Source organism: Niabella yanshanensis (genome assembly GCF_034424215.1).
GTDB classification, from domain to species: domain Bacteria; phylum Bacteroidota; class Bacteroidia; order Chitinophagales; family Chitinophagaceae; genus Niabella; species Niabella yanshanensis.
Genome location: NZ_CP139960.1, coordinates 669010 through 693415, shown reverse-complemented (window position 1 = coordinate 693415; position 24406 = coordinate 669010). Strand labels below are relative to the sequence as shown.

The 24406-nt window shown below is 42.9% G+C and carries 20 protein-coding genes; 4 read left to right on the top strand and 16 right to left on the bottom strand.

Annotated elements, in window-relative coordinates; translation table 11 throughout:
- Positions 1 to 3: 3 nt before the first annotated feature.
- From U0035_RS02470 to U0035_RS02435, 8 genes are all read right to left on the bottom strand, one after another.
- Complete coding sequence (locus tag U0035_RS02470) at positions 4 to 531, bottom strand: GNAT family N-acetyltransferase (RefSeq protein ID WP_114792593.1); 528 nt, start codon at positions 529 to 531, stop codon at positions 4 to 6.
- A gap of 69 nt (positions 532 to 600) precedes the next feature.
- Positions 601 to 1806, bottom strand: a complete 1206-nt coding sequence (locus tag U0035_RS02465) for a Gfo/Idh/MocA family protein (RefSeq protein WP_114792592.1) — start codon at positions 1804 to 1806, stop codon at positions 601 to 603.
- Positions 1807 to 2162: 356 nt separating this feature from the next.
- Complete coding sequence (locus U0035_RS02460) at positions 2163 to 3164, bottom strand: DUF4973 domain-containing protein (protein WP_114792590.1); 1002 nt, start codon at positions 3162 to 3164, stop codon at positions 2163 to 2165.
- A 171-nt stretch (positions 3165 to 3335) separates the two neighbouring features.
- Complete coding sequence (locus U0035_RS02455) at positions 3336 to 5351, bottom strand: RagB/SusD family nutrient uptake outer membrane protein (protein ID WP_114792589.1); 2016 nt, start codon at positions 5349 to 5351, stop codon at positions 3336 to 3338.
- An 11-nt stretch (positions 5352 to 5362) separates the two neighbouring features.
- Positions 5363 to 8443 carry a SusC/RagA family TonB-linked outer membrane protein gene (locus U0035_RS02450; protein WP_114792637.1) on the bottom strand — a complete coding sequence of 1027 codons (3081 nt, stop codon included), beginning with the start codon at positions 8441 to 8443 and terminating at the stop codon, positions 5363 to 5365.
- 99 nt (positions 8444 to 8542) lie between these two features.
- Entirely contained in the window at positions 8543 to 9913 is a 1371-nt protein-coding gene (locus U0035_RS02445) for an IPT/TIG domain-containing protein (protein ID WP_114792588.1), read from the bottom strand.
- A 486-nt stretch (positions 9914 to 10399) separates the two neighbouring features.
- On the bottom strand, positions 10400 to 11089 hold the full coding sequence (locus U0035_RS02440) for a DUF2931 family protein (protein ID WP_114792587.1): 690 nt from the start codon (positions 11087 to 11089) through the stop codon (positions 10400 to 10402).
- A 9-nt stretch (positions 11090 to 11098) separates the two neighbouring features.
- The gene (locus U0035_RS02435; RefSeq protein WP_114792586.1) at positions 11099 to 11401 is read right to left on the bottom strand and encodes a hypothetical protein; all 303 of its coding nucleotides are present in this window, start codon (positions 11399 to 11401) and stop codon (positions 11099 to 11101) included.
- Between the two features lie 227 nt (positions 11402 to 11628).
- Between U0035_RS02435 and U0035_RS02430 the strand changes: the two genes are divergently transcribed.
- Positions 11629 to 11973 carry a TfoX/Sxy family protein gene (locus U0035_RS02430; protein ID WP_114792585.1) on the top strand — a complete coding sequence of 115 codons (345 nt, stop codon included), beginning with the start codon at positions 11629 to 11631 and terminating at the stop codon, positions 11971 to 11973.
- Between the two features lie 42 nt (positions 11974 to 12015).
- Here the strand turns inward: U0035_RS02430 and U0035_RS02425 are convergent, their stop codons facing one another.
- A complete protein-coding gene (locus U0035_RS02425) occupies positions 12016 to 13080 on the bottom strand; it encodes a dipeptide epimerase (RefSeq protein WP_245957815.1) in 1065 nt (354 codons plus the stop codon).
- A 121-nt stretch (positions 13081 to 13201) separates the two neighbouring features.
- On the opposite strand from U0035_RS02425, the gene U0035_RS02420 reads away from it, so the two are divergent.
- Positions 13202 to 14077 (top strand): cation diffusion facilitator family transporter, encoded by an 876-nt coding sequence (locus U0035_RS02420; protein ID WP_114792584.1) that lies wholly within the window; start codon positions 13202 to 13204, stop codon positions 14075 to 14077.
- Positions 14078 to 14325: 248 nt separating this feature from the next.
- Complete coding sequence (locus U0035_RS02415) at positions 14326 to 16293, top strand: tetratricopeptide repeat-containing sensor histidine kinase (RefSeq protein ID WP_114792583.1); 1968 nt, start codon at positions 14326 to 14328, stop codon at positions 16291 to 16293.
- On the opposite strand, the gene dinB is transcribed toward U0035_RS02415, so the two are convergent.
- The 3 genes from dinB to U0035_RS02400 form a co-directional block, all read right to left on the bottom strand.
- Positions 16290 to 17378: a DNA polymerase IV gene (gene dinB / locus U0035_RS02410; protein ID WP_114792582.1), complete on the bottom strand. Its 1089-nt coding sequence runs from the start codon at positions 17376 to 17378 to the stop codon at positions 16290 to 16292. The two genes, U0035_RS02415 and dinB, sit on opposite strands and share 4 nt — an antisense overlap.
- Positions 17379 to 17447: 69 nt before the next feature.
- Complete coding sequence (locus U0035_RS02405) at positions 17448 to 17690, bottom strand: hypothetical protein (RefSeq protein WP_114792581.1); 243 nt, start codon at positions 17688 to 17690, stop codon at positions 17448 to 17450.
- A 186-nt stretch (positions 17691 to 17876) separates the two neighbouring features.
- Entirely contained in the window at positions 17877 to 18254 is a 378-nt protein-coding gene (locus U0035_RS02400) for a YidH family protein (RefSeq protein WP_114792580.1), read from the bottom strand.
- 610 nt (positions 18255 to 18864) lie between these two features.
- On the opposite strand from U0035_RS02400, the gene U0035_RS02395 reads away from it, so the two are divergent.
- Positions 18865 to 19770 carry a metallophosphoesterase family protein gene (locus U0035_RS02395; protein WP_114792579.1) on the top strand — a complete coding sequence of 302 codons (906 nt, stop codon included), beginning with the start codon at positions 18865 to 18867 and terminating at the stop codon, positions 19768 to 19770.
- A 13-nt stretch (positions 19771 to 19783) separates the two neighbouring features.
- Here U0035_RS02395 and U0035_RS02390 read toward each other — a convergent pair whose 3' ends face one another.
- The 4 genes from U0035_RS02390 to U0035_RS02375 all read right to left on the bottom strand — a co-directional run bounded on the left by U0035_RS02390 (position 19784) and on the right by U0035_RS02375 (position 24402).
- Positions 19784 to 20500, bottom strand: a complete 717-nt coding sequence (locus U0035_RS02390) for a FadR/GntR family transcriptional regulator (RefSeq protein WP_114792578.1) — start codon at positions 20498 to 20500, stop codon at positions 19784 to 19786.
- 101 nt (positions 20501 to 20601) lie between these two features.
- Positions 20602 to 21708: a sialidase family protein gene (locus U0035_RS02385; protein ID WP_114792577.1), complete on the bottom strand. Its 1107-nt coding sequence runs from the start codon at positions 21706 to 21708 to the stop codon at positions 20602 to 20604.
- A gap of 29 nt (positions 21709 to 21737) precedes the next feature.
- Positions 21738 to 22922, bottom strand: coding sequence for a sialidase family protein (locus U0035_RS02380; RefSeq protein ID WP_114792576.1), 1185 nt, complete (start codon positions 22920 to 22922; stop codon positions 21738 to 21740).
- 34 nt (positions 22923 to 22956) lie between these two features.
- Positions 22957 to 24402, bottom strand: coding sequence for a sulfatase (locus U0035_RS02375; protein ID WP_245957814.1), 1446 nt, complete (start codon positions 24400 to 24402; stop codon positions 22957 to 22959).
- Between the last annotated feature and the right edge of the window lie 4 nt (positions 24403 to 24406).

The following is a 24406-nucleotide window of genomic DNA, read 5'->3' as shown; positions in this document are numbered from 1 at the left end:
AAATTATTCTGTAGTCAGGATCTTTTTCATCATGATATCCGTCTGCTCATCATTGCCAAGTTTAAAAATATGCTGGTTAAAAGCTACAAAGCCATTCTTCTGATAAAAGCTTAGCGCCCTTTTGTTTTCTTCCCAAACGCCCAGCCACACATATTCTGCCTTGTATTGAACAGCCAATTCTATCGCTTTTTCATACAATGCCTGTCCTATTTTTTTACCCTGAAACTCCTGTAACACATAAATTCTTTCAATTTCCAAACTGCATTCATCCTGCAGTTCTGTCTGAGATATACCCCGGTTAACTTTAAGGTACCCGGTTACGCAGTCATTCAATAGTGCGAAATAAAACAGCGAATTTTCATTATTGAGTTCCTTGCTCAATTTGTTTTCCGAGAAACTCTCTGCCAGGTACTTTTCCATATCCTCCGGCGTATTACTCGTAGCAAAAGTTTCCTGAAAGGTTTTTCTTCCTATTTCCATCAATGCAGGGATATCACTTATTGTTACCCTACAGGTTTTTATGTGTTCCATTCTTAATCGTTAATGCCAAATGCCCGGCAGAAACATTGCCGGGCATCAAAATTAATTTTAAATAAGACATTAGGCATCCAATTCTGAATATGCTTTCTTCCAGTATTGAATTTCCTTATTATATAAGGCCTGGTTGGCGAGGTGCACACATATAGCGGTTCTGGCTCCGGTGAAAACGTTAGAATCTGGTAAAGTTCCGGATTTTACGGCTTTATGAAAATCTATTAAAGCATACCAGGTACCATCTTTAGTAGGTTCTGGCAGAATAGGTGCACCACCATCCTTATTCCAGGTGATTTTTGAAGCGCCTGTTACCCCGTCAACAATCTCATTTTTAGGTCCCGCATTTTTCTCGGGGTAAAAGACACCTTTATCTGTCAGCAAGGATATGGAACCTTTTGTTCCTTTTATTTTAAATAAATAACCATCATAGGCGTTGCCGCAGGTAGAACCAAAATTCCCGATAATGCCTGCTTCGGGATAACGGAACATGACCTGTACATTGTCATAGGTTTCGCGACCGTCTTTAAAAATGTCGATACCGCCGGTTGAATGGAACTCGGTGGGATGCGTATCAAAAGCCCAGTTAATAAAATCGATCTGGTGTGATAATAATTCAGCAACTAATCCTCCCGAGTATTCTTTATACATTCTCCAGTTAATCTGCCGCTCCAGCGAAGGATCTGGCACAGGCCTGCGCCAGGTACCATTCCTGTCCCAACGACAATCTATCTGGTTCACTTTGCCTAATACACCATTGGCTATCATATCCTTTACTTTATAATAAAGCGGTGAATAACGATACTGGTGGCCAACTTGTACTACCTGCTTCGGACGTTCTTTGGAAAGCTGTACAAGTTTCAAAGCCTGTGCGATATCAAAGGTCATTGTTTTTTCGAGATACAGATGTTTGTCGGCCTTCAAAACCGCCTCTGCTACCGGGTAATGCATATTAAGCGGCACTGCTACCACTACAGCGTCTATATTTTGATCATTCATTAGCTTGTGATAGTCTTTGTAAGCTGCCACAGGCGCTTCTTTTGTTATTTTACGTGCCTCATCCAGCCTGAAGTCGAGTACATCACATATAGCCGTAATCCTGAATCTATCTTTCAGGTTCTGTATCACATGCATCATGCCCTTGCCCCTGTCGCCGCAACCGACAACGCCAATTTTTATAATCTTTGATTGATGTTGGGCGAAGGATTCCACACCTCCCATTAAGGTTCCACCGGCTAATAGCCCGGTACTTTTTATAAAAGATCTTCTTTCCATAATATGCTCTTACCCGTTAGGGCATTATTTTAGTATTACCGGTAAAGTTAATTTTATCAGCTTTAATTCATTCTCTTTTTTGAGTTTGGTATTTAACATACTCCCCTGTTACCCAATAAATGGCAGATGAATATAGTTGGTCTCTAACTTTTTTCAAAGACTGTTTTTGTGCTTTGCAGGTTGCTTTATCAATACAGTGATTTTTAAAGAGAAGGTTTGAAAAGCTTTTGATCCTCCGAAACCGTTTAACCAACGTGTATTGAAAAAACAAAAACCTATGCCGGGCTGCGCCCGTAAAACCGGCGCGAACCATGCATAGGAACTTTATTAGAAAATATTTTTACAAATACGATTACCTACCATTGTATCGCCTGATCCTCATCGGGTATCAGTATATTTTTCTGACGGGCCATTGTCATTGCACCGTCCGCCCTGTACCTTGTCCTTTTCCCGGGAACGCTGCTGATATCATCATATTTATATTTTAGGTTCACGGTGCAATATTGCATCACCAGGTTTTTACGGGTAGGGTCTACTACTTCACGAAGCTGGTAGGTTGCGGGAGCTGTAAGCTCAAAATTGATGGAGTTGCTGGGCGCGTACACATTTAAGGTGCCGGTTTTTGTTCCATCAGGCTGGGCCACGGGTTCTGAAAAATCCATCACTATTTTATAATCGGCACGAGCTTCTGAACGCTCCTCGAAAACACCGGCATAAAAGAAAACCGATCTGTCGTCCACCACCCAGGCTGTTCTTGTGCTTGACACCAGGGGGTTTGAATTCTGTCCATCAAGATATACATTCATGGAAGTAGACGCGTAATTTCCTGAAAAATCGTTGAATGGCCTGATGTATAACAGCGCTTTTCTCCATCCTTTTCGATAGTTGGAGATGTAGGACGGATCGTCTTTTATGGTTAATGGCAATACATAGCGCTCTACCAGGTCGAGGTTTTCAAACTTAAACTTAATAGGATAATTTTCAGTAATTGAGCCTTTAGGCACAAAGCAGGTAGGCGAAGTTAGCTGGTAGAACTGATCCGGTAATTGTTTAAAGTAAAGGTCTGTACGTTGCTGGTATTTTTCTTTATTAAAAATAGTAAGTGTATCAGGGTCTACTTCTATTTTTACGTACATATCCTGGTGACTGGATTGTGACCCACTCACAATAACAGGCAGGTTATAAATTACCTCTCCGTTTTTATTATACCGGAGATACACTTCCGATACCCCCTCGTTTCCTATTCTGGCTTTCAACGATACCATTTGAGTATAGAGTTCATCTTTCCATTCGTTGTTGCAGGCACTAAAACCAAAAGCCAGTGCTGCTATTGCGGTGCCTATGTATAATTTTTTCATTCGTAGATGTTTATCTTAATTTGTCGAATGTGCCACTTGCAGATAAGACTTTCATTTTTCCTTGATAAATGAAGACTTTTATAATCGGTGGATGTTATTCTTTTATAATTGTTAGGTTGTTGCCTTCAACAAAACCTTTGTATTCCATGAACACAGCTGTTGCATTCTCAGTTAATCGAAAGATGGCCAGCCTGGTGCCTGGGTCATCCGATTGTTTTTTTGCAATTCATCCCAATCGATTGGCCAGAAATACATTTTTTTCGAAAATGTAGTTTGTAACTGTGGTACCCGTATTGGCGTATAAAAATCGGCTGCTCTGTCTTTAGTCATCAATACATTGTAGCCATATATCTGCTCTGCTTCATCAACAGGGGCATCTTTCCAGCGTCTCAGGTCATAATAGCGCTGGTTCTCGCCCAGCAGTTCAATCTGGCGCTCCCGTTTTATTTTTTTACGCAGCTCTTCTTTACTTCCATATACAGACATGTCATGATCGGGAATTCCTGCGCGGATGCGTACCTGGGAAATCGTTTTTTTCATTTCCGAAATATTCCTTGAGATGGCATGAGAGCCACTACCGTTCCAGGCGGGAATATTATAGTTGCCATCCAATTCATTCAATGCTTCTGCATACATCAGCAAAATATCTGCATAACGAATGGTAATTTCTACCTTAGGAAAGATCTTACCCCCATTGCTGGTAGCATTGTCTTTTGGATTTATATATTTCATCATCCCGATACCTGTAGGCAACCAACGGTCCCCGTTGATCATACCCTCATTTTCACCACGGTAGTAAAAGATTTGCTTATTGGTAACATCTGCGGTATTGTTAACAGCGCTTGACATAGTCCATAATGTACCACTATAGGCAACTGAGGCATAAAAGCGTGGCTCCCGGTTGGCGTACTCCTTCCATACGTTGGCCATCAGGGGTTTGAAGTTGTTGACTTCACTGGCCTGTACAAACATATTAGTGCCGTACTTTTGAAGTATAGCCTGCCGGTTAAAAGGCGTGCCATCATTCATGGCGTAAGCGTCGCATTGTTTCAAGGTAATGCCATGACAGTTATAACCGCCACCAGTTTGCGGCATCTGATGCCTGGCCAGGGCAATTATTCCAAAATCCTCTGCTGTTTGGTTTTCACCCCGGGTAAAGATCATTTCAGGGTTCTCGCCCGCGTACAGATCGCCATTGAATAAAGCCCGGTAAGATTCAAAAGGATCTATATTTGCCCATCCTTCGGGGTAGTTCTTATCTGAATATTCCGGGTGATGCGGAGGAAAAATGGTAGGCGGATAGTCGGTTGTACCTTTAAACTTAGGAGCTGCTATGTATAAGCGGTAATGATTCAGGTCGATTACATCTTTAGCGGCTGCCGCTGCTTTAGCCCACTTTTCTTCGCTGTATTGCTGGCTGATGAGTATCCGGCCTGCATCATCTTTAAAATCGGCCATTTCGGTGTTGCCGTTCGCTAAAGGACTGGCCGCATAAATAAGCGCTTTGGCGCGCGTAGCTAAGGCAGCACCGCGGGTTGGCCGCGCAATATTTCGGTTATCCCGTTTTAAAGGAAGATCCTTCGCCGCAACAGCCATTTCTTCTGATATAAAATTAACCACTTCATCGTATGAACTGCGGGGTGTGGACAGTTGTTCATAAGGTGCATCATAATTCACGCCTTTATCAGGCATAATAGGTACGGGGCCGTATTTTCGAAGTAACAGCCAATAGAGATAAGCTCTTATAAACCGGGCCTGAGCCTTGTAGTCGGCAACCTCGGCTGCGGTGAAGGTACCGGCTTCAACCATGCTGTGCAGCATCACAGAAGCCTGCCGGATGCCATCGTATGACTGTCCCCAGGACTGTCGTAGCCAGGTATAATCATACTCCCCGAATTTAAACTGGCGGTATTGCAAACCATTGTTACCACTCGACTCGTTAAAGAACATATCATCCGAGTAGTTCGTAAGATTATAGTTCCGGTGTCCGATCTCAAGGTTGTAGTTCAGTAATTTACTATAACAACTGGCCAGCCATTGTTCTGTATAATCTCTGTTTTTGAAAATACGTTCTTCACTTTGCCGGTCGGCGAAGTAATGTTCTACGTTCAGATACTTTTTGCAGGAGCTCAGAACCGGGATCACTGCTATCAGCAAAATACCTAATGTTATTTGTCTTTTCGTCATGGCTTTTTATATTACAGGTTTAAGGTTAAACCCATGGTGATTGTTTTAGACAACGGGTATTGCTGACCGTTGGTACTGTTCATCTCGGGATCCCAGAGTTTGAATTTGGAGAAGGTAAGCAGGTTGGTGCCCAGCAGGTACAAACGCATAGTTTTAATACCCATTCTGTTGGTGAAAACTTTAGGGAAGGTATATCCTGCGTCTATTGTCTTCAGTCTCAAGTAGGAGCTCTCACGTAACCAATAGCTGGAAGCGCGATAATTATTTGGATTGCCGTTGTAGCTCAATCTCGGATACACTGCATTAGGATCTTCGTTTTCACCAAGTATCCAGCGATTGGATTCTACTAAATCAGTTAGAATGTTACCCCAATCTCCCTCGTTAAACGGGTAAATGGTATATCCATTGATAAAGAAAGATGATTTACCGGCACCCTGGAACAAAACACTGGCATCAAACCCTTTCCAGTTGGCCGATAGCCCAAAACCGTAAGTAAGATTGGGATAACGGGTAGCGCCAATAGCAACAATATCATTGTCATCAATGGCGCCATCTCCATTGATATCCTTGTATTTAATATCACCGGGCGCAACTTTGGGTCCCCCGAAGTTTTGAACAGGGCTGTTGCGGATATCTTCATAGTCTTTGAAAAGCCCCAAAGCAACAAGTCCCCTGTTTTGGTTTACTCTGTATCCGGCACGTTTTCTATATGGGTAGTTACTGAACTGTTCATCTGCCTCCAATATTTCATTACGGCTATATACCATGGTTCCGCGAACAGTGAAATTCACTTTGTTGATTTGCTGTGAATATTTCAACTGGCCGTCAAAACCCTTACTTAAAGTAGATCCCAGGTTGGCACGAGGTCTTGAAATGATGCCTACACTTGCCGGTATAAAATCACGTGTCATGTAAATACCGTCACGCTGCTCGTGGAAATAGTCAAGAGCGCCGCCAAACCTGTCTCCAAATAAGGAAAAGTCGAGACCCAGGTTGTGCTTGGTGGCTACTTCCCAGGTGATATCAGTCGAAGCTATCCTGCTGTATAAAAGGCCGGGAAAGGTATTGTTACTTTCTATATCGCCCCAGTTATACCCGGTGCCGCTGGTAAATTCAGCGAGGTAGGGAAAGCGGATCGTAGTGTTACCGTCTCTCATGATATCGTTACCTACCTTACCATAGGAGTAGCGGAATTTAAACATATCCATCCACTTCAGGTTATCCTGTATAAACTGTTCCTCTGCCAGGTTCCAAGCACCCGAAACTGCCGGGAAGAAGCCAAACTGGTGACCGGTAGCGAAGTTTTCAGAACCGTTATACCCAAAATTAAAATCAACCATGTATCGTGACTGATAGTTATAGGTGAAACGGCCGGCAAGACGTTGATTGCGGCGTTCAATACCCTGCATGATGTCAGCCCCATAACTACCGGTGTTCACTTTTTTCTCCTGGGTGTATTGCAATACGCCACCTAAATTGTGACGCTTAATATTTTTGGTATAATGAAATTCTCCCTGTAAAGTTTCCCATCTTTCACTGGACGCGCTTGACTGCTGAATCATTAACTGTTCGGCAATGGTACGGTTAAGGCGAAGTTCTCCGGAAGATAGTCGCTGTCGCTCGGCTATCCAGCCTTCGGGCCATTTCATACGACGAATAAAATTGTTATTGTTATTGTCGTATGCAAAACGTCCCACAAAGCGCAACCCGGGTGTAATGAATTTTAGATTCTGCTCAAGCGTGACATTGGTCTGTACTTTGTTCTCCCAGTTTTCAATATATCCCTGTTGGGTGATTAACACCCAGGGATTTTGCAAATTGCCTCCACCCCTTGAAGCTACCTGCCCTGTTGTATATTTTATAGGGATGGAGATAGGGTTTTGCCCCATCAGCGAAGCCCAGATCTCACTGTAGTTTCCCCCGGGCAGGTTTTGCTTTCCTAAAGAACCACTTACGCCCATGCGAACCAGTGTTGTTTTAGTAAGATTCATATCGACATTAGCGCGGTAGTTCCATCTTTTGTAATTCGCATTCGTATTATAGCTTTTCAGGTTTTCATCAGTTTCGTACATACCCCCTTCGTTAATGTAACTGCCCGATACAAAGTAGCGTGCCAGGGCGCCGCCACCATCAAAATTGAGCGTTGCCCGCTGAGTAAAAGCACCAGGTCTCAGAAACATATCCATCCAATTAATATCAGGAAAGAGGTCCGGATCCAGTTGATATCTGATCTGGTGCAGGTCATCCGGGCTGTAAAAAGCTTCTTCACTCCTATTGGTAAGTGCTTCATTGGCCAGGCTGGCATAAGTGCTGCCATCTACAAACCTGGGAGTGAAGGTACGCCTGCTGTAAGAACTCTCATATTTACCGTTGATCGACACTTTGTCTGCCTTCCCTTTTTTCGTAGTGATCAGTACCACCCCGTTGGCGCCACGCGATCCATAAATAGCGGTGGTGGATGCATCTTTTAAAACGGTGAATGTTTCTATATCTTCAATATTGATCTCTGTAAGCGATCTTTCAAAACCGTCCACCATTACGAGCGCGCCGGTACCGGCACCAAAAGTAGAGATGCCCCTGATCCAGAATTCCGAAGCATTACTGCCTGGCTGACCGCTTCCCTGCATGGCTAATACACCGGCCACGTTTCCCGCCAGCGCGTTGGTAATACTTGAGGTAGGCGTTTTCAGTGTGGTTAAATCAACACTGGTTATAGCACCTGTTACTGTTACCTTCTTTTGGCTGCCCAATGCAGTAACAACAATTTCATCCATTGCTTTTTGATCAGCAGTTTTTAAGGTAACATTCAGCACGAGCTCATCTTTGATCAACACCTCCATGGGGTCGTAACCCACCGATGTAAAAACCAGCCATTGATATTTATTAGCCTTTATGGTATATTCTCCTTTATCGTTGGTGGGAATGCCCAGCCCGGGTTGATCCTTTACTGTAACAGTCACGCCTACAAGCGGCTCTTTCTGCTCATTTATGACCGTACCGGAAACTGTTACGGCAACCCGTGCTGTATCCTGCGTATGGCCCAAGGACATTATCCCAACCATTGCTATCAGTATAAATATTATTTTTTTCATGAATTGATAATCTGCAATTGCCTGAACATGCAGCACCAGGAGGCGCTATGCTTTGTTGTCCCACAGCAATCAGTTAAAAAATGATATGGTTAGGTATTATTATTCTATGGTTATCGTACGTATGCGTTTATTATAGCGCTCCGCTATGTAAAAGATTTTGCGTACGGGGTCGTAGTCAATGCCGGTGGGTTCGCCGAAACGGGCTTCCAGTCTGGGGTTTCCATCGATATAACCTCTTTTTTCTCCATCCGGGGTAGGGCTTCCCTTACCTGCAAATGTGGTGACCATACCATTAGGCGCCAGTGTGCGAATACTATGATTATGCTGGTCGCAGAAATAAAAATCATATTCATCAGGCTGTCCTTCGTAATCAGGGTTTTTTACAAACACTCCCTGGTAGGCACGGTAGATGCGCGCAGAGGTGCCTATCGCATCTAGATCACCAATTTCACCGCCTGCAAAAATGATGGCTGGTTCCAGTTCCTCTTTCTCCCAGTTGTACATACTTTTATAGATACGACTCTGTACCATAATGTAGGCGTAATTACCGGTGGGATGAAAGAAGATTAATGTACCATTAGTGTTTCCGCCAATCCGGAACAGTTCTTTTGGAATTAGTTCACCTGTTTCTGCGTTAGGTACACCTTTTTTTACAGGTGTGCCGTTGGTTACCGTGTAAAACAGGCCGCGGTCTACGGGATGCTGTGCCACACCAAAAGCGCCCACGTCATAAATAATAGGATGCACTCTGCGGTAGTTCTCTGAGCGCAATGAATAGGCTATCGCCACTTTATTGGGAGTGCTCCTGTTGCCGTTATCATCCACCAGGTATAAAGTGTCAGTATCACTACTTAAAGTAGTTGTTTGCAATTTATTAAAACTGGCTTGTCCATTGGTAATTAAAGTAGATACCATCTGACCTGCTAAATCTATTCTTCTTACTGCGCGGTCAATCTCAGTTACAAAAACGCTGTTACTACCAGGTTCGTAAGTAACATAGCCTGAATAGGTAAAGCCCGCTATTTCAAAAGGGCCATCGATAATACCGGAGTTGTTATTCTCATCCACTTTTCCCACGAGTGTACCTACGTTGGTACTGATCACATAATTGAAATCTTCTGCAAAAGTGTGCTCTACAGGTGTTGTGCCATCTATTACTACTCTTACTTTGCCTGTAGTAGTCTGACCAGGTACCCAACAATAAATCTGCTTACCAGTAGAACCAATCACTTTCAACTCCCGCTCGCCAATAAATACGCGTATTTTGGAAACATCATCACCAAAATTTTCACCGCTGATATACAGACGGGTTCGGATGGCCCCTTCTTTAGGAGAAAAATCAGAGAATACGGTGGGCTTACCCGGATCATGATGGCCTGAAACGATATCCTTGTCTTTGCAGGAAGAAAGAAGACCTATTCCTAATAAAAACAGGGCGATAAAGCAAGCACTTTTTTGTACAAATTTCATACTGGCGTTGTCTTGTGTTTAAAATATAACTAAATCGTTTTAGCAAAATGGGCGGGCTCTCTCCCATTACTATATTATTCCAGCATATATCATCAACGATATAATAACTGGTCATTTCATTGATTCGACTGATATAACTTGTAACGTACAGGTGTAGTTTTGAATAAACTTCCTATTTACCGGGGCAATTCGTCGTCTTCTCTAAGCTGTAGTACAATATTTCATTCAGCAAACAATGCATTGAAGCTTTAGAAGCAATAATTTATTGTTAAAACGAAGAAACTAAATACCTGGGAACTATATTGTTCATTGTTTTGTCTAATTGTGCCAACGGACGGCGAGATGTAATAGTAAGTGACCTGGAGAAGGTGGAAGGTTAAACAGATAATGGCTGTGCGGAGTGAGGTGTCGGCGCTGAATACTACGTATAGATATAATCCTGGTATCCCTTGGACGATATCTACAGACTGCCCTTCAACTACCTTATCATAAACTATCTTTATAATTCGCTTCGGCTTGCCATCCTGTATATATCCTGGCCTTGAGGCTATCATCCAACCCCCTAAAATGTAGTTTTATATAAGCATCTGTTGTCATGGTTTGGCCATCGTAATAGGTATCATCTTTACCAGGTCTGATAGGCTTTATTCGGGTTCGTATCACCAAGTGTTCTACACCCTCTCCTTTCAACCATACCAAAATATTACCATTATTGGCAATCCCTACTAAAAAAGTGACTCCCTGCACGTCCCTGCCCCGGTAGTAAATATCCGTGGCTTTTCTTTCCATTAGTATCTGATCTGTCAGCCACTTTATTGTATCAACCGGCAGACTGATGGTGTCCCTGTAAAATTTTCTCTCGCGGTAGCTCACATACTTTACTACCAGTTTTTGGGGTAAACGCTCCTTTTCGTGGGTTTCGGGGAAAAAATAAAATTCCTTCCAGCTGGTTTGAAAATGATTAGATTCATCGTAGCGGATCGTGCTAAGCCCCTCTCCATTTGCCGTTATAAAGTAAGCATCGCGTACATAAGCAGGATGACCGGTCGGTGTGCAGATATTGGTAAAGTAATAATAACGATCCCAGGCCCGGTAATGAAGCACCCGGTATACATGCAGGCCTGTTAAACCAATGGCTATAGCTATAAATAATTTATTAACGCCGTTGAGCTTCATGGCTGTTCTTTAATGCTGAAAAGCTTTACCCAGCTGAAATGCATACCAGATCAAAGCACCGTAGCCGAGCGTAATCAATAGTATAATACCGAACAACCACTTACCGAACCGGTAGGCTTTGCCCTTATAGCTAAAGGCGAAAATACCCAGCAGCAACGTAGCCATAATGCCGGCCAGCAATAGGTTCAATGCTGACTCATCTTCCGAAAGGTTGCCCGTTACAACCAGGCATAATACCAGTAATGTGTTTAATGCAATAAGCGCCAGCGACAGACGGCTGTTTTTTTGTCGATTGATTTCCCGTTGATCCATAACGATGGGTAAAAATACTGATTCGCGGGTTAGGTAGAACGTACCCCGTTGGGTAGCGTAAAGATAGCTAAATGAATTTTTTAACCGCGAAGGCGCAGGGACGCAAGGAACTTCGATAATTTGCCTTCTTCGCGACTTTGCGTCTTTGCGGTAAAGTTCAATATCTGTCTGCTATCGCTCATCTCTAATTCTTAAATTGCATACTTTAGCTATCTCAATCATCACTTATGGCATACGATACCCGCCTGGCCGACCGTGTAAGGCAATACCTGCAACAAAAGTCCGATATAGTGGTAGAAGAAAAGACCATGTTTAGCGGGCTGGCTTTTATGGTAAATGGCAAAATGTGTGTAAATGTTGCCGGCAACCGGCTCATGTGCCGTTATGATCCTGCGCTCAATACCCTATTGGCTGAAGCGCCGGGTTATCAGCCCATGATCATGAGAGGCAAGGAATTGCCGGGTTATTGCTATGTGGAACCGGAAGTATTGCAAACCGCAAAAGCTCTTACATACTGGATCAGGCTTTGCCTGGATTATAATCCCAGGGCTAAAGCTTCCAAGAAAAAATAACCCTTGGCTAATGTTCAACCGGCTACAAAAGAAACCATCTGTTTATTTATTGAAGGAACCTTTATAACCTATACCCAAACCCGGTAGCCCGTTGTAGATAATCTTTCCGTTGTCATAATCAATACCTGTAGCTACATCTTCTCCCAGCAGTAACGGACCATCCATATCCAGGTAATCTACCAACGGCGCCAGATGTGCCATGGCTGCAGAACCAACAGAACTTTCATTCATGCATCCCAGCATTACCTTTAAATTGCGTTTACGGGCATCGGGTATCATTCGCAATGCCGGCGTGATACCACTGCATTTGGTGAGTTTAATATTCACCCCGTGAAAATGTCCTTCGCATTTCGCTACGTCCGTCTCAGCCACGCAGCTTTCGTCGGCGATCAACGGTAGTGTTGATTGCTCAAACAGTACTTTCATACCCTCCCAGTTATCCTTTGCCAGGGGCTGTTCAACCAGTTCTACCCCTAAATCTTTTAACTGAGGGATCAGTTGCAGGGCCGTTTCCAGGTCCCAGCCGGCATTGGCGTCTACTCTTAATACTGCATCAGTTTGGTTGCGGAGTGCCTTTACAATACCAATATCATCGGCCGTACCCACTTTTATTTTATATATGGGCCAGGGACGTTCTTTCAGTTTGTCCGTCATTTTCTCTATGGTATCTATACCGATAGTATAATCGGTTAACGGGCTTTTGGTAATATTTCCTTTCCAAAGCTGATACAAAGGTTTCCGCGACATCTTTCCAAAAATATCCCAGGCGGCCATATCCAGCGCACACACCAAAAATGGGTTTTTAGGTAACAGATGATGCAGGAAATGCCAGTAACGGTCGGGCTCGGTAAACGCAAACCTTTCGATAAGGGTATGTTTGGCTTGTAAGTCCTCCATCATTTTTTCAACGGTGATATCATAATAAGTGATGGCGGGCGCCTCCCCATACCCCCGGATGCCAAAATGCTCTAACATTACTATTAATGTGGGCTGATGAGTTTTGGTACCCTTCGAAATAGTAAAGGGGTGTCTGAATTTTAAATTGTGGGGGTAATATTCCAGCTTCACTTTATATTGTTTCCTGCAAAAAAACAATTCCTTTTTCATAAAACGAAAAGGAATTAATGGGAGAACTGTTATTTACTTATTGAGGGTTTTAACTGCACAAAGCCCTATCTTGCATGCCCGTTTATCCGTAATCCTTCTATCGTCGCAAAATATTGTTGAAATGAGTAATGAGCAATCTGCTATAAAGACCATTTACTTTAGTATTGCTGGAAATACTCTTCTTGCATTAGTAAAAGGCATTGCTGGTTTTTTTGGCAATTCGTATGCGCTGATTGCCGATGCAATTGAGTCTACAACTGACATATTTTCATCGGTATTGGTATTGCTTGGACTCAAATATGCTAAAAGACCCGCTGATGAGAACCATCCCTACGGACATGGACGTATTGAACCGCTGATCACTTTCCTGGTAGTGGCTTTTCTAGTAGTTTCTGCTACCATAATAGCTTACGAAAGCATTCAGAATATTAATACACCTCACGAGTTGCCCGAACCCTGGACCTTATTCGTACTGGGTGGTATCATACTCTGGAAAGAAATTTCTTACCAGATCGTTATCCGGAAAAGCAGGCAAACCAATAGCTCATCGCTGAAGGCGGATGCATGGCATCACCGTAGCGATGCGATTACTTCCATTACCGCATTTATAGGTATAACCATTTCACTGGTAATGGGCAAAGGTTATGAAACAGCCGATGACTGGGCGGCGCTCGCAGCATCAGCATTTATTTTATACAACTGTTACCATATAGTCAGGCCGGCGCTGGGAGAAATTATGGATGAACATGTTTACGACGACCTTGTTGATGAAATAAGAGCAAAATCGCTGCAGGTGGATGGAGTTATGGCTACTGAGAAATGTTTTGTTCGTAAGTCGGGAATGAGATACCATGTGGATCTTCATGCTATCGTAAACGGAGCCATCTCTGTACGGGAAGGGCACGATATTGCTCACCAGCTAAAAGACTACCTTACAAATCAGATTCCCAATTTGGGCAATGTATTGGTGCATGTGGAACCCAATCGCATCAATTAAGCCCGGGGAAATGCGATCAATAGTTTACTTCCTGTTCAGGCTCGGTTATATTAATTACTGTTTCCGGACTCTGCAAATTACCCTTTATATATTAAGGTCTTAAGCTTATATATACCTATTTTTGTTACAAAGTGTCAAAATTAAACTGATAATGAGAACCGGTGGTTACCAGACCGGCGTAATTAATTTCAATAACAGGCTATGACATCCTCTTTTGCATTACTGGTTTTTATCGTTGATAAAATAGAATGACCGGAAGTCATGATCACTATAACTTCTTCTTTCCTTCTCAACAACTGCTTCTCTACATGTTCAAATACTACTTGTCTATATTTTTTGTACTGCTTACATTCGTTATTGCATTGCCTGCCTGGGGAGAGCCGGTGGGTGAACCTGCTGACTCGGGTAAGGTAGTCTCGGTCAATAAGCTTGCTGAAGGATACTTTTATAAAAATCCTGACAGCGCTATACTTTTATGCAACCAGGCTTTATTGATAGCAAAACAATCAGGAATAGCTACAGAAACTGCGAAAGCTCATAATAACCTGGCCAAGGCTTATTACATTAAGGGCTCGTTCTTCGAATCATTGATTCATACCGATTCGTCGTTAGCCATTATTAAGAACATCAGCTACCCTACCGGCCTGGCTAATGCTGTAAACATGCGGGGATTGGTTTACCTGGGACAAGACAGGTTTGAAGATGCTATTGAGGAATTTAAAAAGGCGTTGATCATTAACATGCGGTCGAAGGACAGTTTACGCATGGCTGCCAACTATTTTAATATAGGGCTTTGCCAGGGCGACCTTCAAAAATTTGATAGCGCCTTCGGGAACCTGCGTATGGCACTTTGGCTGGCCCTTAAAAATAAAAACGGTCATCTCACCCAAATGTCGCTGAACAGGATTGGAGAATTAAACTACAATGCAAAGAATTATGCACAGGCTTTAGTATTCTATGATTCTGCGCTACATTTTAAAGACTACCAGGATGACTGGGAAAAAAGTTTTGCCTATTCCGGCAAGGCGCAAACACTTTATGAGTTAAAGCGGTATGAAGCTGCGTTAAATAATGGCGAACAAAGCTTCCATTTAGCCCGAAAATTAAATGTCAAGTGGGATATTGAACGGTCGGCTCATATTCTTTCAAAATGCTACGCAGCTTTAGGTAATTATAAAGAAGGTTATCATTATAAGGAAATTGCCCGTTCGTACCGTGATAGCCTGTTGAATGAAAAAAAGGATAACAATATCAATTACCTGCATCTGCAGGAGAAAAAAAGTGAAAATGCGGAGCTCGAAACAGAAATTGAGGTGAATAAGCAGGTGATAAAAAAGAACCGGCTCGTTATTGTATTGGGTTCGCTGTTTTCGATGGTATTAGTAGCAATGTTGCTCCTTTTGAAGCAAAATATTGGTCATAAAAGAGTGCTAAACCGTGTGTTGCAGGAGCGTAATGAAGAAATTACCCGGCAGAAAGAAAAGCTGCTTTCCATCAACGCAGTTAAAGACCGTATTTTATCGGTGATTGGCCACGATCTGCGCAGCCCTTTCACTTCGGTGATACAGGCTATGGAACTATTGCGGTCGGGCGTATTGGAAGAAGCAGACAGAGACTTTATTTTTGAAAACTTTCACCGGCACGTGATCAGTGTTTCTGAATTGATCAATAACCTGCTTGTTTGGGCAGTAAGTTTGCAGGCCGGCGTCAATGCCCAACCAGAAAAAGTGGATCTTACAGCAACCACAGAGAAAATTTTCTCATTATATAATGCTGCTGCCGGGCAAAAAAAGCAGGTACTAAAACATCAATGCGATAAGGAGGTATTTGTTACGGCTTCCCCCACTCATGTACAGATCATTTTGCAAAATATCATCAGCAATGCCATCAAGTTTACTCCGGATAATGGTTTGATTGAAGTGAAATATAGTTTTGGGCAGGATTATACCGCCATTCACATTTGCGATACCGGTACGGGCATGACAGAAAAAAAGCTGGAGAAATTGTTCCAGGCTTCTGGCCGGATAATATCGCAAACAGGAACCAATGAAGAAGCAGGAACGGGTTTAGGGTTACTCCTGATCAAACAATTTATTGATGAAAACGGGGGGCGTATTGTGGTAAAAAGCCAGTTGGGAAAAGGTAGTGAGTTTATTGTTTACTTCAAACCCTATGAGGAGCCGGAACCTCTTTCAGCACCCGTTACCATTACCTAAAACAGTTTTAGCTGTATCTCATCTTCACTGCCTTTATTTTTTTCAAAATTGGAGAGGCCTACACCCAATAGCCGTATCCTTTTACCTTCAATAGGTGCATTGTTCAGGATAGTAATAACGGCCTGTTGTATGTCTTCTGTTTCGTTAATAAAACTGTTTGCTGAAAGGCTCCGGGTGATCAATGTAAAGTCGTGAAATTTAAATTTTACTGTTACGGTTTTGCCTTTCAAACCAGAGCGCTGTAGCCGTTTGGCCAGTCTTTCTGTTAATATGCTCAACTCCGGAGCCATGGTTTCCCTGGTGGTGAGGTCTTCCTGGTAAGTATCTTCTACACTTACAGACTTTGTTTCGCGCTGCGGCTGTACCTCCCGGTTGTCGATACCCCGGACAATCTGGTAATAAAATTTACCCGGCTTGCCAAAATATTGTATCATCTCTGTTTCTGACAGCTTTTTCAGATCTGCTCCGGTATGCAATCCCATTGCTTTCATACGCGTAGCTGTTACTTTTCCCACACCATAAAACTTTTCAACTGCCAGGCCTTCCATAAATTGCTCAACGCGCGAAGGGCCAATAAAGGTTAGGCCATCCGGCTTGTTCATATCAGAAGCAATTTTCGCCACAAATTTATTAATCGAAATGCCTGCCGATGCAGTCAGTTCTAACTCACTTTTGATGGCTTGCTTGATCAGTTTGGCAATGTCGAGGGCGGAACCAATATTTTGCTTGTCGCTTGTAACGTCAAGATAAGCTTCGTCTAAAGATAAGGGTTCGATAATGTCAGTATAACGGTGAAAAATTTCCCTGATATGGCTGGAAACGGCCTTATAAGCATCAAAACGGGGAAATACAAAAATAGCCTGGGGACAAAGACGTTGGGCCGTTTTAGACGGCATGGCTGATCGTATCCCAAACTTCCTGGCCTCATAACTGGCTGTAGCTACTACGCCGCCTCGCCCCTCAGGCAAACCGCCCACCACCAGTGGTTTCCCCTTGTAGTCAGGAAAGTCTCTTTGTTCTACAGATGCATAAAATGCATCCATGTCGATATGAATAATTTTTCGATGGAATTTTGCAGCATCCATTCAGGTAAAGCTTTTTCGTTGGGGGTCGATGACGCCAGTAGACCAATCATTGCGAATGCTGCAGAAAAATCAGGCTGCCCGTCGTTCGAGCGCTTCAATAATATGCGCCAGCAATTCCCGGTCTATCATGTTTTCATGGTGAGATTCTGTTGCTACAACCCGGAAATTATGCTCATCATCTCTTTCAAAAACCAGTTCTTTCCCGTCTATTATAATATAGAACTTATAGGAATAAGCAAAAGTTACCAGTCTTCCCTTCAGCATCCGATCTTCTTCCCTGTATTTCAGGGGCAATTCAAAATAATGTTCCATTCTAGAGCCGGCAAAAATAAGCTAAATAATTCAGTATAAAGCCTTAAAACAAACGATAAACGGTATTTTAAAACTAAATTAAGAATCGGGTGAAAAAAAGCTTTTCACGGTTAATTGGCTTATAAAAAGATGCTTAAAGGGGGTACCTTTATATTTTATAGCAATAAATCGATAAGGCCTTTTGTATTAAACACTCTTTATCAAATACCATATAAGCAACATGCTGACGAGAATAATTCCAAAAGTAATACCCGTGATTAAGGCAGGTGAACTATGATATGTGTCTGTTTCGATCTGCCGTTTCACCTTTTTGTAATTAATAAAAGCCAGCAATGAAGTCAATGCACCAACGGCAACCAATATAACACCGATAATGGCTGAATAACCTTTTTGCTGTATCGCGGTTTCCCTGCCCAACATTATAGAAACCTGCTTCACAAATAGCGAGAACTTAACCACCACAAATCCAAAACCCATAATGCCGATCGCCGTCCTTATCCAGGCGAGAAAAGTTCGTTCATTAGCGAGGTGATCGTTGGTCTTTTTAGCCGGAAGATTATCCATTGTTTGATTTCATTAAAGTAAAAAAATATTGTGCGCCTAAGCCATATATTGCCGGTGTCACAAGGAAGGTACATTTTATTCTCAAAAATATTCGGAACATATCATCATTAATTTTTAGTTAGCTGTTTTATTCTTTGATCAGGTGTATTTCAAATTTTCGCTAAAGTCATGCCGTCCGAAGTGCCCGCCCGTGCTGGTACGCCCGCCTGACCGGACGGGCAGGCGTCTCGGAAATAGTAGAGATTTCCCCGGGCGGATGCATGAATCATTAATATATAGCTGCGATGCAGCTCCACCCCCTTTGTGATTATTGTTTTACTGATATATCGCAGCTATGCTGCTTTTATTATTGTGATCATTGCCGCATAGCGGCATCGTATTAATGGCTGCCATAATAACTCCTCAGTTATCTGAGCTGCGTAGCAGTGATATATTCTGTTTCAAACAAAGAGGAATTGATACGATCGCTCTGGAGATTTCCCGACAGGCTCAAAAGGATCTACAAAAGGAACTATAGCATAAGCGAAAATTTGAATTGCACCCCTTTGATCAGGTCTTGCAAGCTCTGTTTATAGAAACAAGTATATTCGTGTAACCAAATGTATTGATTATGGAAAGACGGGATGCACTAAAATCGCTGGCCATGGTTGCCGGTGGCCTTACGCTCGGCAATAACACTTTACATGCTCTTGAAGCAGCCGGCAACTCAAAAAAACTATGGACTGTTGCCCATATAACAGATGTACATATTCGGCCCGATTACGATGCACCCAATCGTTTTAAAAGCAGCCTGAGACAGATCGTAAAAAAACATAAACCTGATTTTTTCCTGAATGGTGGTGACTCTATATACGACGCCTCCTACAATAGCGTAGTACGAGACCGAGTGCACCAGTTATGGAATATCTGGGATGAATGCTGGAGCAGTCTTGACAAAAAATATGAAATCTACTCCTGTATAGGTAATCATGATCCCTGGTGGAAGGCACCCAACCAGGAAGACGAAATGTATGGCAAGCCTTACGTGGGTAAAAGATTAAATATGCCTCACCGGTACTTCAGGGTACAAAGGGGCAACTGGCATTTCATTATACTGGATGGTAATCATAAGGGCATTATGCTTGATGAAGAACAGATGCAATGGTTGGAAAAAGAACTGGCATTGATACCTGCTGGTCATTATGTGGCCCTGATGTCGCATTACCCTGTTTTAAGCGCCACTGTTCAGTTACTGGGTGGCGGACATAGTGATTTCCGTAAGCTAAAAGACCTGTTTTATCAACATAAGGATAAGGTAAGACTGTTTCTTAGCGGGCATAACCACTTGCTGGACGAAACCATTTATAATAAAGTAACCTACTGCAGCTCCGGCGCTGTAAGCGGTCATTGGTGGGAACCGGGAGGTGATGAATCTGCAGGACCGGGTTGGTTTAAACAGACACCGCCAGGTTATACGATATTAAAACTTTATGCCAATGGATCAGTAGAACATGACTACCATGCGCACGGGTTTTAACCGAATTGGAGTGTTATAACATTATTCTTTTATTGACCCTTTCATAATGCGGAGCCAGGTGTTCTTTCATCCCCTTTCTGAAATCTTCCGGTTTACCTTTTTTGATCAACTCCAAAAGATCACGATGCGTTACTTTGCCAACCTTGGCTTTACCGGTTAATTTTTGTTCTTCCTTAACCACATATTCAAATACAGGTAACAGTATATTTTGAAAACGGAAAAAAGTTTCATTTCCGGTCATCTGGTATAGCTTGCTATGAAAGTCAATTTCAAATTTCAACCGGAAAGGTTGCTGAATTTTATTTACTTCTTTTTCTACTATTTTTTCCAATTCTTCGATGCCTTTGCTGGTGATCCGTGCAAATAAAAGATCGGCCAAACCCATCTCTAATACCAGTCTTAATTCAAACAAGTCCTGCAAGGTTTTCTGATCCAGTAACAAAGGGTCCATAACTCTTTCAAACCCGTTCATAATATCGGGCTCGGCCAAAATGGTTCCTCTTTTTTTCTTCGATTCGATCATCCCTAACATCCGCAGTCGGCTTAGCGCTTCTCTAACTACATTGCGGCTTACATCCAGTGCCTCAGCCAGTTCCAGCTCTTTGGGAAGCGCATCCCCGGGCTTGAAAGCTTTTTTCTTTAAAAATTCTCTTAATCGTAGTTCCACCATATCGGCCATTGTTGCCGACTCTATTCTTTGAATGTCGTTACTGAGGTTTCCATTAGCCATACGAAATATTGAAAATTTTTAATAAAACGAAAGTAAAATTATTTATGAATATGTAGGACAAAAAGAAATGATACATTACCTGAGCTTGCAGATATCATTTTTTATCTTTCTACCTCCAACAAATGCGTTCTTATCCAATCTTTAGATAACCTGCAGGCTACCACTTCTTTCGGAGTTCCCCTGCCATATAAAACCAATATGGATCCATCTTTTAAAACCGCTATATCTGAGTAGTTTACCTTGCCTTTAGCAATTAACTTTGGCTGATACCAGCTGCTACCCTGGTCACGGCTGGCCTGTAATACCAGGTTTTGCCTGCCCGGTCCCAATGGATAACTGGAAAGCAGGTAACGGCTATTCCCGTACTGGATTGTATTGAGCCCCATATCAACCGCGGTGAAAGCTACTTTGGAACTTTCGGAGAACGGGCTCCAGGTTTTACCGCTGTCCCTGCTTACGGATATCAATCTTTTTTGTTGCCTGGCAACACCGCTGGGCCTGGCGTCCATCAAAACATCAGCGTTGCTCAAAGTAACCAGGCGACTTTCATTTCCCTGCAAGCTATCTGACAGGGGTACATAGCCACTATTCTGCCAGCTTCGGCCATTATCATCGCTATACAAAGTGGATACACCATAGTTTCTTTGAATTTGCGGATAGGTGATACTGTGCCTATGCCACACCTGAACCAGCAGGCGGCCATTTTTTAACCGGATTCCGTGACCCGGGCCGGGCAGATGAAAAGCTCTTTTTTGAGAGTCGCTGTCAAATAAGCGAGTTAAGACGGTTGGTTCAGACCAGGTAGTACCGTTATCCTTGCTGGTTATATGATACAATACGGAAGAATCGTTACGGAAATTCTCTGCATACAACAAATGGATGGTTCCCTTTTGATCTACAACCGGTGTTGGGTTGGCATAACAACTGGTGCCGTTACTTTTTACCACTATTGCGGAAGCCTGCCAGCTTTTGCCATTATCGGCGCTTCGTTTTAATACGATATGATGGGGACTTGCATCGCCCGGGCTCAACCTGCCTTCTGAAAAAGCCAACAGGGTACCATCTGCGGCTACCGTTAATCCATATACAAAATGCTCTTTAATGGCGTCGCCCGGTGTTGCCTGTGGCCAAACAACAGACTCAACAGGTTGTTGCGCCAATGAGGTTTTTATGACTAATATTAGAACTACAACCAATAGACGGAGCATAAATTATAGTAAATTGCAGATAGATTAGTTTAAATATCATTTTCCTGCAGCATAGCGCCTGCGGTAAACAGGGTCTCAGCGGGGAAGGAAACAAAGATCATTTTCTCGTAAGATTTCTTCTTACCGGCTTCAATAAAAATGCCTACCCTGCCATTGGGCAGCCTGGTCAAGCTGGAATAACCGCAAGGGCCTGCGTAAACTAATTTACTGTTGGACCAGCTCCGGCAATTATCGAAACTGGTTTTTAAAGTCATATGCGTCCTGCCGACAGACACTGCGGGATTAAGAAAGAGATAGGCCGGTTTTCCCTGCACCTGTCCAAAGTTAAGGATACTTGCCTGGCAGATGGATTCGGTAAGCTGGTAATCATGACCTATAGCACTCCAGGTGGCGCCACCGTCTTTACTGGTGCTAACCGCTCTTGAAAACTTTTCGTTATAAGAACGCATATTCATCATCAGCGTACCATCTGCAAGTTCGGTTACCTGGCTTTCGTTACATCCCGGTTTTATAGACTCGCTTTTTTTCCAGCTGGCACCATGATCATCTGAATACAAAACATGAGCACCATATCCATAAGGTCCTTTCCTGATCTTACCGTCAGGATCGTTGTAGCTATGATTAGCAGGAATAACTAACCTTCCTTTGTAGGCACCGTTTTTAACCTGTATACCAATACCAGGCCCGGTTGCATACCAGCCCCAGGAAGTATCTCTGGTTGCCGCTCCCATGCTAACAGGTTTTGACCAGCTTAAGCCATCATCATCAGAATAGCATATAAAAGGTAAACGGGGGGATCTGGATGTTTTATTAACAATAGCTGTTTCATGATCCTTACCATCATTCCAGGAAGTCACCAGCCAGATACGACCTGTTTCCATATCAACAACCGGACATGGATTACCGCAGGTATTTTGCTCATCATTCCATACTACTGATTCTTCGCTCCATGTTTTACCATTATCCTTTGAGCGTTTTACCAAAAGGTCGATATCGCCGGTGTCTCCGGCCTCCCTGGCTTCACAAAATGCGAGCACGGTTCCTTTTTTAGTAGCTATTACTGCAGGGATCCGGTAATTTTTATATTTGCCTTTGCCCTGTTCCCAAAGTACCGATTTGTAAATATTGGAGTTGCCTCCCTTCGATTGTGTATAGCCTGTCAAAGGCATCATTAATACTACAGCAATCATAGTTATAATACCTGATCTCATCATTTTTTGAAATATTTAGTGGACCTTTAAAATAGTTCTATTGATTTTGTTTATATGCTTCCAGCATTTTTGTCAGCCTATTTTCTGCCTGCTGATATTTTTTTTGTCCTGCAATATTTACGGTTTCAATGTTCGATTGCCTCATATCATACAGTTCACGTGCTTCAACAGTATTGGTACTTAAGTTGTACCAGAGCGTATACCTGAAATCTTTATCCCGTACGGTGTATCCCATATGAGTAGGATGCTGTGCGGTAATCGCTTTATAGGGCCTGCAAAACTGGCTGTAGGCTACATGATCCCATTTCATACCCGGATTCAGCAGTAATGGCGCCAGGCTTTTGCCACTTAATTTAGAAGCGGACACAATACCACATAAATCGATCAGCGTGGGGTAAATATCTACCGCTTCTACTATTGCGTTCGTCTTACCTGTCTTTTGAGTAATTTCCGGAGCCGATATTATTAATGGGATACGTGTGTCCAGCTCAAAGTTCGTGGACTTACACCAGAGGTCCTGCTCTCCCAAATGATAGCCGTGATCACCCCATAAAATAACGATGGTATTTTCTCTCAGTCCTAAACGATCCAATTCCTGCATGATCTTACCAATCTGTACATCTACATAGCTAATACACGCATAGTGAGCCCTAATAAGGTCTTGTTCCTTTTGTACACTTATCGGGCCCTGATCGGGGATATCCGTATACCCTCTGAGCTCCTGCCATTGATGAAAAGCTATACCGGGTGCCCCGGCAGGTCTTTCTTTATTACTGATACCTGAAAACCTGGTATCCCGGTATAAGTCCAGGTATTTCTGAGGAGCACAAAAAGGAAGATGCGGTTTTTTAAATCCTGTGGCAAGAAAAAAAGGTTCTCCTGATTCTTTAAATCGTTTTAATAATTGAATGGTCGCCCCTGCGATTTGCCCATCCGGGTATTTCTCATCTTCCCCTTCGGTAAATTCAAAAGCATCGGCTTTACCTCCTTTTTTATTTCTTTCGAGGAAGTATTCTTTATTGCTAACAGAAACATTTCCGGCATTGGGTAACGACCAGGAAACCGTATCCACTGTCTTTTTAGTATTATGAAAGATCTTTCCTACCCCAATCGTGGTGTAACCCGCATTTTTAAAAGCCTGTGGCAAAGTAACTGCATCGGGAACCTTAGTACGGAAATGGGTAACCAGATCCGTTACACCCGTCTGATCCGGGCGAAGCCCCGTTAATACAGATGCTCTTGAAGGATTGCAAACGGCCTGCTGGCAATACGCATTGTTGAACACGATGCTGCCGTCCGCCAGCCTGTCTATATTAGGGGTGATCACTTTTTTATTGCCATAACATCCTAAATCCGGCCGCATGTCATCGGCTACGATAAAGAGCACATTCATTTTCCTGTTAACGGGTTGACTATACAAGTTAAGGCCACTGGTCAGAAAAAGAATAGTGAATAAATAGGGATATAATTTAAATAGCTGCATTTAC

What these genes read in the sequence shown, in the direction of transcription:
- U0035_RS02470 (WP_114792593.1), bottom strand. Translation starts at nt 531, where the DNA reads ATGGAACACATAAAAACCTGTAGGGTAACAATAAGTGATATCCCTGCA.
- U0035_RS02465 (WP_114792592.1), bottom strand. Translation starts at nt 1,806, where the DNA reads ATGGAAAGAAGATCTTTTATAAAAAGTACCGGGCTATTAGCCGGTGGA.
- U0035_RS02460 (WP_114792590.1), bottom strand. Translation starts at nt 3,164, where the DNA reads ATGAAAAAATTATACATAGGCACCGCAATAGCAGCACTGGCTTTTGGT.
- U0035_RS02455 (WP_114792589.1), bottom strand. Translation starts at nt 5,351, where the DNA reads ATGACGAAAAGACAAATAACATTAGGTATTTTGCTGATAGCAGTGATC.
- U0035_RS02450 (WP_114792637.1), bottom strand. Translation starts at nt 8,443, where the DNA reads ATGAAAAAAATAATATTTATACTGATAGCAATGGTTGGGATAATGTCC.
- U0035_RS02445 (WP_114792588.1), bottom strand. Translation starts at nt 9,913, where the DNA reads ATGAAATTTGTACAAAAAAGTGCTTGCTTTATCGCCCTGTTTTTATTA.
- U0035_RS02440 (WP_114792587.1), bottom strand. Translation starts at nt 11,089, where the DNA reads ATGAAGCTCAACGGCGTTAATAAATTATTTATAGCTATAGCCATTGGT.
- U0035_RS02435 (WP_114792586.1), bottom strand. Translation starts at nt 11,401, where the DNA reads ATGGATCAACGGGAAATCAATCGACAAAAAAACAGCCGTCTGTCGCTG.
- U0035_RS02430 (WP_114792585.1), top strand. Translation starts at nt 11,629, where the DNA reads ATGGCATACGATACCCGCCTGGCCGACCGTGTAAGGCAATACCTGCAA.
- U0035_RS02425 (WP_245957815.1), bottom strand. Translation starts at nt 13,080, where the DNA reads ATGAAAAAGGAATTGTTTTTTTGCAGGAAACAATATAAAGTGAAGCTG.
- U0035_RS02420 (WP_114792584.1), top strand. Translation starts at nt 13,202, where the DNA reads ATGAGTAATGAGCAATCTGCTATAAAGACCATTTACTTTAGTATTGCT.
- U0035_RS02415 (WP_114792583.1), top strand. Translation starts at nt 14,326, where the DNA reads ATGACCGGAAGTCATGATCACTATAACTTCTTCTTTCCTTCTCAACAA.
- dinB (WP_114792582.1), bottom strand. Translation starts at nt 17,378, where the DNA reads ATGGATGCTGCAAAATTCCATCGAAAAATTATTCATATCGACATGGAT.
- U0035_RS02405 (WP_114792581.1), bottom strand. Translation starts at nt 17,690, where the DNA reads ATGGAACATTATTTTGAATTGCCCCTGAAATACAGGGAAGAAGATCGG.
- U0035_RS02400 (WP_114792580.1), bottom strand. Translation starts at nt 18,254, where the DNA reads ATGGATAATCTTCCGGCTAAAAAGACCAACGATCACCTCGCTAATGAA.
- U0035_RS02395 (WP_114792579.1), top strand. Translation starts at nt 18,865, where the DNA reads ATGGAAAGACGGGATGCACTAAAATCGCTGGCCATGGTTGCCGGTGGC.
- U0035_RS02390 (WP_114792578.1), bottom strand. Translation starts at nt 20,500, where the DNA reads ATGGCTAATGGAAACCTCAGTAACGACATTCAAAGAATAGAGTCGGCA.
- U0035_RS02385 (WP_114792577.1), bottom strand. Translation starts at nt 21,708, where the DNA reads ATGCTCCGTCTATTGGTTGTAGTTCTAATATTAGTCATAAAAACCTCA.
- U0035_RS02380 (WP_114792576.1), bottom strand. Translation starts at nt 22,922, where the DNA reads ATGATGAGATCAGGTATTATAACTATGATTGCTGTAGTATTAATGATG.
- U0035_RS02375 (WP_245957814.1), bottom strand. Translation starts at nt 24,402, where the DNA reads ATGCAGCTATTTAAATTATATCCCTATTTATTCACTATTCTTTTTCTG.